17 protein-coding genes are annotated in these 15,216 nt (G+C 43.9%); 11 read left to right on the forward strand and 6 right to left on the reverse strand.

What is annotated here, in order from left to right; all coding sequences use genetic code 11:
* From JR005_RS04370 to JR005_RS04420, 11 genes are all read left to right on the forward strand, one after another.
* The coding region (locus JR005_RS04370) for an HAD family hydrolase (protein ID WP_228731756.1) at nt 1–516 on the forward strand (516 nt) is incomplete at its 5' end.
* 43 nt (nt 517–559) lie between these two features.
* Entirely contained in the window at nt 560–1,306 is a 747-nt protein-coding gene (locus tag JR005_RS04375; protein WP_218665622.1) for a YciK family oxidoreductase, read from the forward strand.
* 160 nt (nt 1,307–1,466) lie between these two features.
* Complete coding sequence (locus tag JR005_RS04380; protein ID WP_004988825.1) at nt 1,467–1,622, forward strand: hypothetical protein; 156 nt, start codon at nt 1,467–1,469, stop codon at nt 1,620–1,622.
* Between the two features lie 295 nt (nt 1,623–1,917).
* Entirely contained in the window at nt 1,918–2,313 is a 396-nt protein-coding gene (locus JR005_RS04385) for an RcnB family protein (protein ID WP_004994549.1), read from the forward strand.
* A 198-nt stretch (nt 2,314–2,511) separates the two neighbouring features.
* On the forward strand, nt 2,512–2,856 hold the full coding sequence (locus JR005_RS04390) for an RcnB family protein (protein ID WP_218665623.1): 345 nt from the start codon (nt 2,512–2,514) through the stop codon (nt 2,854–2,856).
* A 120-nt stretch (nt 2,857–2,976) separates the two neighbouring features.
* Complete coding sequence (argA, locus tag JR005_RS04395; RefSeq protein ID WP_151829372.1) at nt 2,977–4,332, forward strand: amino-acid N-acetyltransferase; 1,356 nt, start codon at nt 2,977–2,979, stop codon at nt 4,330–4,332.
* Nucleotides 4,333–4,693: 361 nt separating this feature from the next.
* Nucleotides 4,694–5,668 carry a sulfonate ABC transporter substrate-binding protein gene (locus JR005_RS04400; RefSeq protein WP_010588878.1) on the forward strand — a complete coding sequence of 325 codons (975 nt, stop codon included), beginning with the start codon at nt 4,694–4,696 and terminating at the stop codon, nt 5,666–5,668.
* Nucleotides 5,669–5,692: 24 nt separating this feature from the next.
* Nucleotides 5,693–6,700 carry an aliphatic sulfonate ABC transporter substrate-binding protein gene (locus JR005_RS04405; protein WP_004988835.1) on the forward strand — a complete coding sequence of 336 codons (1,008 nt, stop codon included), beginning with the start codon at nt 5,693–5,695 and terminating at the stop codon, nt 6,698–6,700.
* A gap of 74 nt (nt 6,701–6,774) precedes the next feature.
* Complete coding sequence (ssuD, locus tag JR005_RS04410) at nt 6,775–7,950, forward strand: FMNH2-dependent alkanesulfonate monooxygenase (RefSeq protein ID WP_004988836.1); 1,176 nt, start codon at nt 6,775–6,777, stop codon at nt 7,948–7,950.
* A complete protein-coding gene (gene ssuC, locus JR005_RS04415; protein WP_004988837.1) occupies nt 7,947–8,750 on the forward strand; it encodes an aliphatic sulfonate ABC transporter permease SsuC in 804 nt (267 codons plus the stop codon). The genes ssuD and ssuC overlap by 4 nt, the downstream gene beginning before the upstream one ends.
* 18 nt (nt 8,751–8,768) lie before the next feature.
* Entirely contained in the window at nt 8,769–9,572 is an 804-nt protein-coding gene (locus JR005_RS04420; RefSeq protein WP_004988838.1) for an ABC transporter ATP-binding protein, read from the forward strand.
* 46 nt (nt 9,573–9,618) lie between these two features.
* Here JR005_RS04420 and JR005_RS04425 read toward each other — a convergent pair whose 3' ends face one another.
* The 6 genes from JR005_RS04425 to rutA all read right to left on the reverse strand — a co-directional run bounded on the left by JR005_RS04425 (nt 9,619) and on the right by rutA (nt 14,779).
* Complete coding sequence (locus JR005_RS04425; RefSeq protein WP_004988839.1) at nt 9,619–10,485, reverse strand: NAD(P)-dependent oxidoreductase; 867 nt, start codon at nt 10,483–10,485, stop codon at nt 9,619–9,621.
* Nucleotides 10,486–10,500: 15 nt separating this feature from the next.
* Nucleotides 10,501–11,865: a pyrimidine utilization transport protein G gene (gene rutG, locus JR005_RS04430; protein ID WP_004988840.1), complete on the reverse strand. Its 1,365-nt coding sequence runs from the start codon at nt 11,863–11,865 to the stop codon at nt 10,501–10,503.
* A gap of 28 nt (nt 11,866–11,893) precedes the next feature.
* Nucleotides 11,894–12,460: an NADH-dependent FMN reductase RutF gene (gene rutF / locus JR005_RS04435; RefSeq protein WP_119686250.1), complete on the reverse strand. Its 567-nt coding sequence runs from the start codon at nt 12,458–12,460 to the stop codon at nt 11,894–11,896.
* 82 nt (nt 12,461–12,542) lie between these two features.
* Entirely contained in the window at nt 12,543–12,923 is a 381-nt protein-coding gene (rutC, locus tag JR005_RS04440; RefSeq protein WP_044436688.1) for a pyrimidine utilization protein C, read from the reverse strand.
* Nucleotides 12,924–12,935: 12 nt separating this feature from the next.
* On the reverse strand, nt 12,936–13,673 hold the full coding sequence (gene rutB, locus JR005_RS04445) for a pyrimidine utilization protein B (RefSeq protein WP_218665624.1): 738 nt from the start codon (nt 13,671–13,673) through the stop codon (nt 12,936–12,938).
* Nucleotides 13,670–14,779 (reverse strand): pyrimidine utilization protein A, encoded by a 1,110-nt coding sequence (rutA, locus tag JR005_RS04450; protein WP_218665625.1) that lies wholly within the window; start codon nt 14,777–14,779, stop codon nt 13,670–13,672. Before rutA ends, rutB begins: the two co-directional genes overlap by 4 nt.
* Nucleotides 14,780–15,216: the final 437 nt, after the last annotated feature.

Below are 15,216 nucleotides of genomic sequence, written 5' to 3' on the forward strand. Positions count from 1 at the left end.
CTAGATGATCCTGTGTTTTTACAGCATCGCCAGCGTTTTCTGGATCTTTATGCCGAGCAGATTGTCGTCGATACTGACTTATTTTCAGGCATGTATCCATTGCTTGAAGAACTGGAAGCRGCKAAAATTCCGTGGGGCATTGTCACCAATAAACCACGTGGTTTAAGTGAGCTGTTACTGGCTGAACTCAATTTAACTGAACGTTGCAGTGTACTGGTGTGCCCTGAAGATGTCAGCAAGACCAAGCCTGACCCTGAGCCGATGTATCTGGCTGCCAGACAGTTAAATTTGCCTAGCGAACACATCATTTATGTGGGCGATCATCCACGTGATATCGATGCAGGTCGCGCCGCCAAGATGTATACGATTTTGGCCGCCTATGGGTATTTGCCACTGGAATATCAGGATGATCTCGAAGCATGGCAAGCGAATGCCATCGTGCAGGATGTTACTGAATTACACTGCATGTTACGCCAATTACTACAGTTAAGTTCACAAAAACCCGTTAGCATGTGAGCAGTATCATTATAATTTGAATCAAATTTTAGGGAGGTTCACCATGAAATATTCAGAATATCAGCCTCGTACCGATTTATTAAAAGACCGTATTATTTTAATTACAGGTGCGGGTGATGGCATTGGTCGTGCTGCCGCCATGAGCTACGCGCTACATGGCGCAACTGTGGTATTACATGGTCGAACCCTGAATAAACTCGAAGTGATTTATGATGAAATTGAAAGTCTAGGTGCGCCACAACCTGCGATTTTACCGCTACAACTTTCCAGTGCGTCGGTACGTGATTATGAGTTGTTGGTGAATACCCTTGAGTCGCAATTTGGTCGTCTGGATGGGATTTTGCATAATGCGGGAATGTTAGGTGAACGTGTTCCTCTAGCCGATTATTCACCCCAAATCTGGGATGATGTCATGGCCGTCAATGTACGTGCGCCCTTTATGCTGACTCAGGCTTTATTACCACTTTTACAAAAGTCAGAACATGCTTCGGTGGTATTTACCAGTTCTGGAGTCGGACGTGAAGCACGAGCGCTCTGGGGAGCTTATTCTGTTTCCAAAGTCGCCATCGAAACGGTCAGTAAAATTTTTGCCGCAGAGCATATCCATCCCAATATTCGTTTTAATTGTATTAATCCGGGTGCAACCCGCACCGCCATGCGTGCAAAAGCTTATCCAGATGAAGATCCATTAAGCTTGCCTACTCCAGAATCGATTATGCCTGCTTATTTATACCTGATGGGTGATGATAGTTTGCATCTGGATGGTCAAAGTATCGATGCGCAAGACTAAACCTACTCTTACAGAAAAAGATCAGCATTCTTCGGGATGCTTTTTTCTAACACAATAATCGTATTTTTAAATTAAAATAAGAAAATTATTCGTTTTTACAAATTATACAACCCCATTTAAACTGCCTTCATATTTTCATTGATCCTTAAGGAGAACAGTCATGCGGGATTCCATTCATAAGAAACAAATTATTCAATCGATTCGTCATTTACAACTTTCAGAAACCCTTGTGATTGCACTAGATGATGCTCAACAGGCAACAGACATCATCGTCATGCTAGATTCCTTGCAGCGTTTTTCTGAACAATGGCATTAAACCCGTTTCACTTCGCTAAGGATGTGAAACGTATGGAAAATTCGCTTTGAAATACATTACTCAAGCTCTGTTATTGCTATATCTGCTATTTATAGATGTATTAAGCTTCAAATCCCTCAGACTTAAGACTTATCCGACTGGACAAAACAAATTAAAACAGTGCAAAATGCCTAGGCAAAAAGATCAGTCTTATCTTCATATTTTTAATTGAATTATTGCGCAATCTTCACAGTTTCTCTGCATTTTTTTTGTACATTAAAACCATGAAAAAGAAGTACGTCACCGAGGAAGCATGATGAAAAAGATTTTGACAGTTCTGGCATTATCTTTGACTGCACTAATGAGTACGGTTGCAGTGGCTGGACCGTATTTTGATCGCGATAATAGCCATGATTTTCCTCAGGCACGTAAAGAGCGTGGTTATGATCGCAATCATAATGATGACAATGAACAGATGCGCTCAGAACAACGCCGTATGCGTGAAGAACGTGGCGTACAACGCTTAAAACAGCATCGCTGGCAAGCTGGTTATGTCATGCCTCAACACTATCGCAGCAATGGCTATAAAGTTGAATATCGGGATCATAATCTGCCGAAACCTGACCGAAATCAGCAATGGTATAAAATCAACAATGACTATATCTTAGTCAACTCAGATACCAATGATATTATTCGGATTGTAGGTTTTTAAACGATTTACTTTTATTAAAAATATTACTTTTTTCTAGCCCAGATTCCAAATCTGGGCTTTTTTTAACCCTATGTTCACATGCTCTTCTTAATCCATCCCGATCTTTCACAATTTGCTATGCACTCTTCACGTTTTCTCTCAAATTTGACGTTAAGTTAAAACCATCAAAGATAAGTTGAAACATGATAGAGGTACATTATGCAGATGAATAAATGGATCAGTACACTGGTTTTGGGCATGAGTGGATTACTGGCAACCAGCGCCATGGCCGCTCCACAAGATCCGCATTCAAAACATTATGTCCATCAAAATCAGGCAGAACTTCATCAACCCAAACATGAGATGGATAAAAAGCTGGATCCGAGCCGTGACTGGCGGATTGGTCATACCCTACCACGTCAGTACCAGTCATCGCGCTATCAGGTTGATTACCGTAGCCACAAACACTTGGCGCAGCCCAAACGTGGTCAGCAATGGTATCAGTTGAATGGACACTATGTTCTCGTCTCTCAACATGATCATAAAATTCTAAAAATGCTTTGATCACGTCTAAGCTTTTTTAAAGCACCCTGATGATGATTAGGGTGTTTTTTTGCATCAGGCATTCCCCTTTAACGAATTTTGTTTAAAATCAGTCTATATTTCTCTATTTTTGAGTCGATTATGCAATTACACGAGACTGAGTCTACTTCTAGCACCACGCAAGATTATGTGCGTTGGTTTCGTCACTCAGCACCGTATATCAATGCACATCGAAATAAAACTTTCGTTTTAATGTTCGGCGGTGAAGCCGTTCAACACCCTAATTTTCAACATATTATTCATGATATTGCGTTATTGCATTCGTTGGGTATCCGACTGATTTTAGTCCACGGCGCACGTCCACAAATTAATCAAAATCTGCAAGAAAAACAGATTCAAACCCCGATCCACCTGCATCGTCGCGTCACCACACGCGAATCTCTCGGCTGCGTTATGAATGCTGTGGGTTCTATCCGACTGGAAATTGAAGCCCTGTTATCGATGGGGCTGGCTAACTCACCCATGTTTGGTGCGCGTATTGATGCTGTTTCTGGCAACTTTGTCACTGCCAAACCCTATGGAATTCGTGATGGCGTGGATTTTCAGCTCACGGGAGAAGTTCGCAGTATCGACACCGATGCCATTCAGCGCCATTTGGATAATCATAATATTGTGGTTCTGGGACCAACAGGCTATTCCACCACAGGCGAAGTGTTTAATCTGTTGGCAGAAGAAGTTGCCACCAAAACTGCAATCGCCCTACAAGCCGACAAACTGATTTTTTTGGGTAATAAACAAGGCTTACTGGATGATCAGGGCAAAGTATTACGGGAACTCAATTCACATCAGTTAGACCATTATATTGAGCAATTTCAGCAAGATGATGATGAAATGGCCTTGCATTTACAGGGAGCGCAGCGCGCCTCACTGTCAGGTGTACATCGGGTGCATTTGATCTCTTATGCCTACGATGGTGCTTTAATTGAGGAGTTATTTACTCGTGATGGTATCGGCACCATGATTACCGATGCACATTATGAAGAAGTCCGTATGGCCACCATTCAGGATGTTGGTGGACTGATCAATCTACTACGTCCACTGGAACAAGATGGTATTTTGGTCTATCGCTCCCGCGAACGATTAGAAAGTGAAATTGGACAATTTGCCGTGATCGAACGCGATGGCATGATTCTAGCCTGTGCTGCGCTCTATCCAATTCCAACAGCAAAAAATGAAATCCGTTCTGCTGAAATCGCCTGTGTCGCAGTGGATCCTGCTTATCGCAAGTCGAACCGTGGCAGTCAAATCCTACATTTCTTAGAAGAAAAAGCCCGACAAAACGGCATCTTACAATTATTTGTACTCACCACGCGCACCGCGCACTGGTTCTTGGAACAAGGTTTTCAGACTGCCAGTGTCGACGATCTCCCCAATGCACGGCAAGAGTTGTATAACTATCAACGAAATTCATTGGTATTTAAAAAAATGTTGATGTAAATCCTGATGTTCTTTTTTTGAGCGGCCAGTCCATTGAGTACAATGGGCTGGCTTTAGCATAACGGTGTATATCTTTATTCTAACTAAGCTTAGTCATAAAACTTCTGTTGCGCTTTAACAAGATTATTAATTATTTTCATAAACTTATTCTTATTCAATAAAATATTTAAGATCAAATATTTAATAGATATGTTTTGATCTTTGCTATTTCTTTTAAATATTCCTTTTTGCATATCCTTAGCACTTTTTTATTTATCCATTTTTTTCATAACTAATGTCAAAAAACTTATTTTTTATGCAATAGAAATGGTTTTAAGGTGTGCCCTCAAAGCTTACTTTTAGATTTAGGGCAATACACCTCATGACACGCATCCTTTCTTCTTCGTGGTTCAAATTTTCAGTGATGACGGCGAGTATCGCAGGAATCATGATGCTCAGTGGCTGTGCCAAAAAAGAAGCTCAGGATCTCACCACCTTAAATATCGGTTTTCAAAAATATGGTTTATTGCCGATAGTCAAAGAGCGTGGCGTACTAGATAAAGCGTTAAAAGATCAGGGGATTACGGTCAAGTGGGTGGAATTTCCTGCGGGTCCACAGCTTATGGAAGGTTTAAATGTCGGAAGTGTGGTGTTTGGCGAGGCAGGTGAAGCGCCTCCTATTTTTGCTCAAGCAGCCAATTCGAATTTGGTCTATGTCGCCAATCAGCCTGCTGCACCCAATGCTGAAGCGCTGATTGTGCCTAAAAATTCTACAATTCAATCCGTTCAGGACTTAAAAGGTAAACGCATCGCCTTCAATAAAGGCTCCAATGTGCATTATCTATTACTTAGAGTCCTAGAAAAGAACCAACTAAGCCTGAATGACATCCAAGTGGTGTACTTACCGCCTGCCGATGCCCGTGCTGCCTTTGAAAAAGGTGCCGTCGATGCATGGGTGATCTGGGATCCATTCTTTGCTGCGGCAGAACAACAAATTGGTGCACGTGTCCTTGCCACTGGACAAAATCTGGTCAGCAACCATCAATTTTATCTGGCAGATCGTAAATTTGCCCAGAACCACCCAGATGTGTTGAAAACATTGGTCAATGAACTGAATCAAAGTACGGAATGGGTTAAGACTCATCAGGATGATGCTGCCAAACTCCTAGAAAAACCGACTGCACTGGATTTCAATATTCTAAAAACCTCAATTTCCCGCATGGGCTTTGGCGTGACGCCATTGTCGCCACAAGTGATTAACGAACAGCAACAAGTGGCCGATGCTTTTTATCAACAAAAGTTAATTCCACAGCCATTAAAAATTCAAGATGCCATCTTAACTGGCGAAATTAAATAAATAAAACCAATAGGATAATAACTGATGATTAGCTTAAAACAGTGGAGTGCGATTGGCGCTATAAGTCTTGGATTGGGGCTCAGTGCTTGCCAGAAAACCGAATCTCATGCGCAAGCACAAAAAGAGGCAGGCACAACCCAGACCGCGCCAGTGAAAACCTTAACCATCGGTTTTCAAAAATCTTCACTGAATTTTTTGATTGCTAAACAGCAAAAAATATTTGAGCAGGAATTTCCAAATGCCAAAATTGAATGGCGTGAATTTCCAGCTGGCCCACAAATGCTTGAAGCGTTGGCTGTAGGTGCCGTAGATTTTGGTGCAGTCGGCAATACACCGCCCATCTTTGCGCAAGCCGCTGATAAAGATCTGAGCTATGTCGGTTATGAAGTGGTCCCTGCCAATTCTCAAGCCTTGCTGATTCCAGCCAATAGCACAATCAAATCGATTCAAGACCTTAAAGGAAAACGTATCGCGGTACAAAAGGGTTCAAGTGCGCATGAATTGCTTGCCAAGGTGCTACAAAAAGCAGGTTTAAGCTGGCAGGACATTCAACCCGTCTGGCTCCCCCCTGCCGATGCCCGTGCCGCCTTTGACAAAGGTGCCATCGATGCTTGGTCAATCTGGGAACCGTACTTAAGTACCACTGAGCTTAAAGGTCATGCTAAATCGCTGATCGATGGCACAGCTTTCCCAACTACCTATTCTTTCTATATTGGTAATCCAAAATTTATCCAACAGCATCCTGATGCTGCGCAAAAAGTATTAACTGGCTTAAACCAAGCAGATCAATGGTTTGTGAAACATCAAGATGAAGGTTTAAGTATTTATGCACAAAGCACTGGACTGGATACCCAAGTCGCCAAAGCAGTACTAGACAAGCGACTTAAGCCATCACCTGTACAACCTGTGACGCCTGAAGTCACCCAAGCCCAACAGAATATTGCCGATCTATTTCTGCAAGTTCAACTGATTCCTAAAAGTATTCAGGTGAGTCAAACCATCTGGACAGCCAAATCACCCAAGGCTTCTTAATTTTTAAGTTAATGAATACTGAGTTTCTTAACACTCACGCAATTTGATGAAAACGCATTTAAAGGAAGGTTAATATGAATATTTTCTGGTTTATTCCCACTCACGGTGACAGTCGCTATTTAGGAACCAGCAAAGGTGCGCGTCAGGTGGATCATGCGTATATGAAACAAATTGCGGTGGCGGTGGATAATCTGGGTTATAGCGGTGTTTTGATTCCAACGGGACGTTCATGTGAAGATCCTTGGATTACTGCGGCCAGCCTGATTGATGCAACCAAGCATTTGAAATTTCTGGTGGCGCTACGTCCGGGGATTACCACCCCTGCACTGGCAGCCCGTATGGCCGCCACCTTTGATCGTTTATCTGGCGGTCGCGTATTGCTTAATCTGGTGACAGGCGGTGATGAACAAGAACTTAAAGGTGATGGCTTGTATGAAGACCATTCAACCCGTTATCAGACCGCCAGTGAATACGTTAAAATCTGGCGTGAAATCCTGACGCGCTCACATACAGGCGAAGCATTTACCTTTCATGGTGATCGTTTGAGCGTCGATGAAGCCAAACTGCTCTATCCACCGATTCAAAAACCTTATCCACCCTTATGGTTTGGTGGTTCATCCGATGCTGCTTCAGAACTGGCGGCTGAACAAGTCGATACCTATTTGACTTGGGGTGAACCTCCTGCGGCGGTTAAAGAGAAAGTTGAAGGTATGAAAGCAAAAGCTGCTGCCAAAGGACGCACTCTGAACTATGGGATCCGTTTGCATGTGATTGTGCGTGAAACCAATGAACAGGCTTGGGCAGCAGCCAACGAACTGATTCAATATCTGGATGATGACACCATTGCCGCAGCACAAAAGAAATTTGCACAAATGGATTCGGTTGGTCAGCAACGCATGGCGGCTCTACACGGTGGTCAACGTGACAAACTTGAAGTTTCGCCAAACTTATGGGCAGGCATTGGACTGGTTCGTGGTGGAGCAGGTACCGCGCTGGTGGGTGATCCAGAAACGGTTGCTGCGCGCATTCAGGAATATGCCGACTTAGGGATCGACACCTTTATCTTCTCTGGTTACCCTCATCTGGAAGAATCGATTCGTTTTGCTGAACTGGTGTTTCCACTACTTCCACTCAAAACCCGTGAAAAACTGGCGCAACCGAACCTTACAGGGCCTTTCGGTGAAATTATTGCCAATAACTATGCACCTGATCAGACCAAGAAAGAAAAAGTGGTCAAGGAGCCTGTATGAGTTTCAATACAGCCTCCTCTATTGTTTCACGTGGAACAATAGCGATTTTTAAACGCAGCTTACCGTGGCTGTTTCCAATCGCATTGATCCTGATCTGGCAACTCGCGTCCAGCACAGGAATCCTGCAAAGCCGCGTCTTACCTGCGCCAACGGCGGTGATTAGTGCATTCTGGCATCTGCTGGTCAGTGGTGAACTTTGGCATCATGTCAAAGTCAGTGCAGGTCGAGCACTGCTCGGTCTGTTAATTGGGGGCGGATTAGGACTGCTGTTAGGATTACTCAATGGCTCATCCAAAACCGCCTCGACGCTACTCGACACGACCTTACAGATGATTCGTAATATTCCTGCATTGGCGCTAATTCCTTTGGTGATCCTGTGGTTTGGCATCGATGAATCTGCCAAATTATTTCTGGTCGCAGTCGGTGTTTTTTTCCCAATGTATATCAATACCTATCATGGTATTCGTTCAGTTGATCCACAATTGATCGAAATGGGAAAAAGCTATGGTTTGACCCGCTGGCAACTGTATAAAGACATCATTTTACCGGGTGCGATGCCGTCCATTCTGGTCGGATTACGCTTTGCACTGGGTCTGGTGTGGGTACTGTTGATTGTGGCAGAAACGATTTCGGCACAGTCTGGTATTGGTTATATGACCATGAATGCACGTGAATTTTTACAGACCGATGTGGTGCTGGTCGGGATTTTACTTTACGCCTTATTGGGCAAACTTGCTGATGTTCTGGCACAGGGGCTTGAGCGCTATTTCTTGCGCTGGCATGCAGGCTATCAACCATAAATTTCGAGGGCTTTGATCATGACCAATTTAAATTTACCGTTATATCCAGATAAACCAGCGAACCGACCTCTTGAAACGTCTGTTCAGGTTGAAGATGCACCGATAGGTGCCGAAATCAGTATTGAACAGCTGCATAAATTTTATGGGCAGGTGAAGGTTCTAGAAGATCTTGATCTGCATATTCGACCGGGTGAGTTTGTTGCGATTGTAGGTCGAAGTGGCTGTGGCAAAAGTACGCTGCTGCGCTTAATTGCAGATTTGGAACAACCCAGTTATGGCGAGATTAAGTTTAAATCTGCACGAAATTTTCGTGAAGGCATTACCAGTGATGATATTCGGGTGATGTTTCAGGATCCACGTCTTTTGCCCTGGAAAAGTATTTTACAGAATGTACAGCTAGGATTAGCCAAAGATAAACGTGATATTGCTGAACAACTCTTGGAAAAAGTCGGACTCAAAGACAAAGCAGATCAATGGCCATCACAGCTATCGGGAGGTCAACGCCAACGTACAGCGCTGGCTCGGGCTTTATCGCATTCACCACGTATCCTGCTTTTAGATGAACCTTTAGGCGCACTGGATGCTTTGACCCGTCTGGAAATGCAAAATCTGATTGAGCGCTTGTGGAAAGAACAAGGTTTTACCGCCATTTTGGTCACACATGATGTCAGTGAAGCAGTCCAACTCGCGGACAAAATTATTTTGCTGGATAAAGGTCATATTGCGCATAGTTTTGAGGTCAATCTACCTCGACCACGCAAAAAAGGGGCTGAATTTGCAGAATTAGAACAACGTGTATTAGAGGCTGTTTTGGCCACATAAATAAAGCCGCAATCTGCGGCTTTTATTCATTCAAGAATTTACCTATTTAATTCAACAATACTTGATGAGATTGCTCAAGCACTTGAATAGCCGCTGAAAAATCGACGTGCTCTGCTGTTTGTCGATCGGTTTGAGCATACAACTGTTGTACAGCATATAATAAACGTCCCTGCTGCTGAGTCTCTGCGATCAGATCAAGCGCGATTCCGATATCTTTTTGCAATAAATGCAGCGCAAACGTTTTATTAAAGCGCCGATTCATGATTTTTTGCGGCATCACCGTCTCAGACATGGTACTTTTACCACTGGAGTGATTAATACATGCCAAAGCAGCTTCTAAATTGACCCCACGCGCCTTGAGTACCGACAACCCCTCACTTAATGCCCAAAGATTAGCAGCCATCAAGCTATTATTAATCGCCTTGACCGCAAAGCCAGCTCCACTTTCTCCGACATGTTCAATCTTTCCCGCAAAGGCCTGAATCACAGCTTTGGCTCGTTCAAAAGCAGTGGCATCACCCCCAATCATTACAGTCAATGTTCCCTGTTCTGCACCAATGGTTTGTCCTGAAACTGGCGCATCCAAAAACTCGATATTCCGCTGTTTTAACGAATGGCTCAAGTGTTGTGCCGAGCAAGGAACACCACTGGTACAATCTATCCAGATACTGCCAGATTGAGGTGGATGTGCAGCAATCATCGCTTCCACCTCTGCACTTGTTGGAAGGGAGGAAAAAATAAAATCGGCCTGTACTAACACATCCAGATCAACTGCAACTGTTGCAAATTGGGCTGCATGTGCCTCTGCTTTACGTTGAGTTCGATTCCATACCATGACCGTGGCATCGAGCTGAGTTAAATGCCCCGCCATATGCCATCCCATCGCGCCTAGACCTATAAATCCGATACGCATCAGCAGATTTACTCCTTAAGACCGCGGGCTAAGCGGTTGAATATTTTGATCATCATGTGCTGAAGTGTCTGTCTGGTTTAAAGTCTTTTGATTTCGATTCAGTAATAAATTCAGTACAATCGCAGCCAGCGTCGCAGTTCCAATCCCGCCCAGATCAAACGAACCGATATGTAAACTGAAATTTCCTGCCCCCATGATCAAACTCACTGCGGCAATAATCAGGGTACTGTTTTGACTAAAATCAACCCGATTATCAATCCAGATTTTAGCCCCTGCCACGGTAATCAAACCAAAGACCACGATCGAAGCGCCGCCCAGTAAAGCAACCGGAATGGTATGAATCACGGCACCAAATTTAGGTGAAAGACCCAGTAAAATGGCAAATATTCCCGCAACAACGAATACGGTCGTCGAATAAACTTTGGTTACCGCCATCACGCCAATATTTTCAGCATAGGTGGTCATCCCTGTCCCGCCAATTGAGGCAGACATGGTGGTACACACGCCATCAGCAAAAAATCCACGCCCCATATACGGCGAAAGATTGCGTCCAGTCATGGCAGAAACCGCCTTAAAGTGCCCCAGATTTTCTGCTACTAAAATCAAGGCAACAGGGGCTATCAGCAAAATCGCATTGGCTTGAAAAACGGGCGTATGGAAGGTCGGTAAGCCAAACCAAGCCGCTTGCGCAATGGGGGTAAAATCAATGGGTTTGCCCCATCCCAATACATTGGCGAAGATAAAATAGGCAAAATAAGCCACACATAACCCGACCAGTAATAGCAAACGTCGAAGCATGCCTTTGGTGAATACTGCTACTGCGCTAATACATAGAATAGTGAGAACCGCCATCCATGTATCAAAACCATTGCTAGAAACGCCTTTAATCGTCACTGGAGCAAGATTTAATCCGATGATCATGACGATGGCACCTGTGACAATCGGTGGCATCAATTTTTCAATCCATGCCGTACCTGTACGCATCACCACCAAACCAATCAGCGCATAAATTATTCCGCAGACAACTGTTCCTCCCAAAGCCAAAGCCAGATTTGGGTTTGCTCCAATACCGTTGTAGCCCGTTGCCGCGGCAACTGCTGCAATAAATGCAAAACTTGAACCTAAATAGCTGGGTAAACGCCCACCTGTAATTAAAAAGAATAAAATGGTGCCAAAACCAGTAATAAAAATCGTCAGATTGGGATCAAAACCCATCAATAACGGTGCCAGCACGGTTGCCCCAAACATGGCAAAAGCATGTTGTAAACCCAGTACAACACTTTTTCCTGCGGGAAGATATTCATCAATCTGAACAGGATTTTGATCCAGATTGCCTTGATAAGGTTTAAATTTGACAAACCACGGTTCTTGACTCGACATCGCTATTTCTCCTCATTTCACATGAGATTTAAGCTACATAATGGGGTTCACAATAGTTGCGGTTAAAATACATCAGGGGGTTTTGTCCCTGACCATACTGGATCGCCTTGACCTCGCAGAAAAAAACATCGTGGCTACCGACGGATAGGCTCTGCACCACCTCACAATCAAACGACACCAAGGCATCTTCTAAAACAGGCGCCTGTGTGACCAATGTTTGCCATTCTCCCTGGGCAAAGCGTTCAGGCATTGGCGTTTTGCCACCAAAAAGATTAGATAGGGTGGTCTGATGCGCCGCCAGCGTATTGACACAAAGCACCTGATTTTTCTGAAAAGTTTCAAATACTGAGGCAGAACGGTTTAAACACACCAATAATGTCGGTGGGGTATCGGTGACACTGCACACGGCAGAAGCCGTAAAACCTGATTTCCCAGCGACACCATCGGTGGTAATCACATTAACCGCAGCGCCCAGATTCGACATCCCCTGTCGAAAGGCCTGTTGATCGACCTGCAAATGCGTAGAACGATGAGACGGTGTAATTTTTTCAAGCAAGCTTTTAAGCTGATTTGTGGTGTGTGTTAATACAGTCATTGCTGATCTCCCCCTCAAAACATCAACGTCATGAGGATTCACGTGTGCTATTTAACAGCATAAGAAATTGGTTTTGGTGTAGTTAAACGTGCGCGACTGAGGCGATTTCAACCAGTGCATCGGGTTTGACCAATCCCACCTGAATGCAGTAACGGGCGGGACGTTCATCTGGAAAATATTCCGCATAAACCTGATTCATCGCGGCGTAATCTGCCCAGTCTCGTAAAAAAATATGGTTAAAGGTCACGTCTTTTAAACTGCCGCCCGCATTGGCTAAGATTCCCTTAATCGTCTCTAATACATGGCGGGTTTGTGCGGCGGCATCACCGACATGCAGCACATTGTTATTTTCATCAAAAGCTAAAATCCCTGAGACATACACGATATTATCGGCTTTGGTTGCAGGCACATACGGTGCTAAAGGCGGTGGTGTTCCTGCTGGTAAAATAATCTGTTTAGGCATGACGATACTCCCTTAAGCGGTCTTGGCAAACTGTGGGTTATGTTGAAAAGTGTCGACAAAACTTTGTGTATCTGACACCCAGCCAAAAAAAGTTTTGATGTTGTACATACTGGCCGTATGCATTTCAGGCGGACCGGCCTGATAGCAGGCATCGTCTAAGGCCACCCCGAAATATTCAAGGAAGAAACCATCGCGCAGAGTCGATTCCACACAGACATTGGTGGCAATCCCGACAAACACCAAATTGCGAATCCCGCGAGCGCGTAACATGCTATCCAGTGCAGTATTGAAGAAACCGCTATATCGTGGTTTTTCAATCACAATGTCACGACTGGTCGGCTGTAGCTCATCAATGAGTTCAAAATCCCAACCGCCTTTGGCCAGTAATTTGCCTTGCAGTTCAGGTTGTTTGCGCATGGTTTTCAGTGCATTGGATTTATGAAAATTAGGAGAGCCTGCACCACCCGCTTCTACATATTGATTGTCCCAACCATTTTTAAAATAGATCACTTGAATGCCCGCAGCATGTGCCGCTACGACGGATTTTTGAATGTTTTCCACCACAGGTTTGGTTTTGGACACATCAAAACCTGCCAGATCCAGATAACCTCCGATCGAGGTATAGGCATTTTGCATATCAATTACGATGAGAGCGGTCTGTTCTGGCGCAAGTTGGATCGCTTCAGGTTCTGCTTTTAACACACGACCTGTACCTGCGCGTTCGGTAAAATCTGCAATTACGGTATTCATGCGCTTTTCTCCAAGGTTTGAGTGGGTTGATACTCAGCAACCACCTCCTGACGCGATTTCATCAGCGGTTGGATCCGTTCGCCAAAGTCTTCAACGCCTTTTACAAAGTCATCAAAAGTCAGCAAGATGCCTTCTGTCCCTTGAATCTCTGCAATTTCATCCAGCATGGCGGCGACCTTCTCATACGAACCGACTAGCGTTCCCATGTTGATATTGACGGGTGAAACACTGGATGCCATTTGACGAATATTGGTATCTGTGCCTGATTTAGTATCTTTGCCACCTTGATTCATCAGCCAATTGATCGCCTCTACGTCGGCACCGTCGTTATAGCTTTGCCATTTCGCCATTGCTTTTGCATCGCTTTCTGCCGCAATCACCATAAACAACACATAGGTCTGAACATCACGACCTGTTTGGTCGGTAAAATGTTTTAAACGATCATTAATTTCTGCGTATGCCGTTGGTGTATTCAATCCTTTACCAAATACAAAGTTATAGTCGGCATGTTGGGCGGAAAATTCGAGCCCTGTATCGGATTGTCCTGCGCAGATAATTTTCATCTCACTTTGTGGTTGCGGACTCACTCGGCAATCATCCATCTGAAAATGTTCACCCTTAAAATCAGACTGCCCTGTCGCCCAAAGTTCTCTCAAAATTTGAACGTACTCAGACAAATATTCATAACGCTTACCGAAATATTCATCGCCTGGCCACATGCCCATTTGGCTATATTCAGGGGCTTGCCAACCTGTCACGACATTCAGACCAAAGCGTCCATTGGAGATTGAATCAATGGTCGAGGCCATCCGAGCCACAATCGCTGGTGGCATCACCAATGTTGCCGCAGTTGCATAAATCTTAATTTTGCTGGTAACCGCAGCCAGTCCTGCCATTAACGTAAAAGTTTCGAGGTTATGATCCCAAAATTCAGTTTTTCCACCAAATCCACGCAACTTGATCATGGACAGGGCAAAATCGAAACCATAATGTTCAGCGCGTTGTACAATTTGCTTGTTGAGTTCAAAAGTGGGCATATATTGTGGCGCATTTTCTGAAAGCAGCCAGCCATTGTTTCCGATGGGACAAAAAACACCTATTTTCATTTGGTCAATCCTCTTGGGAAGATGGAATGCATGGATGACTTGAGCAATCGCTAAAACTCATCGATTCAATTTTTAAGAATGGCCATTTCTTATTATTTTCTAATGCATATGCCATGCCAACTTTGTTTTATTCATAATTTATAAGCATTTGAATAAAACATATGGTCAAATTGTTTTTACCATTTAGTAAAATTATGGCGCACAACAATGCACTATTTGAGTGAAAAGCGAGTCAATAACGTGCAAAAAAACAGCAAAATCGTGATCATGACATTCGACTAAAATTTATATAATTTGTTTGCTTTTTGAACAAAAAGATGCTGGAATTTCAAACAACTCCCGCAAGATGAAGTACTTATTTTTTCTTCTCGGGCAGAAAAATAAATTTAGGCTGTGCACAAATCGCGCGGTTTACCTTACAATCCTTCTGAACCGTC

Source organism: Acinetobacter sp. Colony158 (assembly GCF_019264745.1).
Taxonomy (GTDB): Bacteria; Pseudomonadota; Gammaproteobacteria; order Pseudomonadales; family Moraxellaceae; genus Acinetobacter; species Acinetobacter ursingii.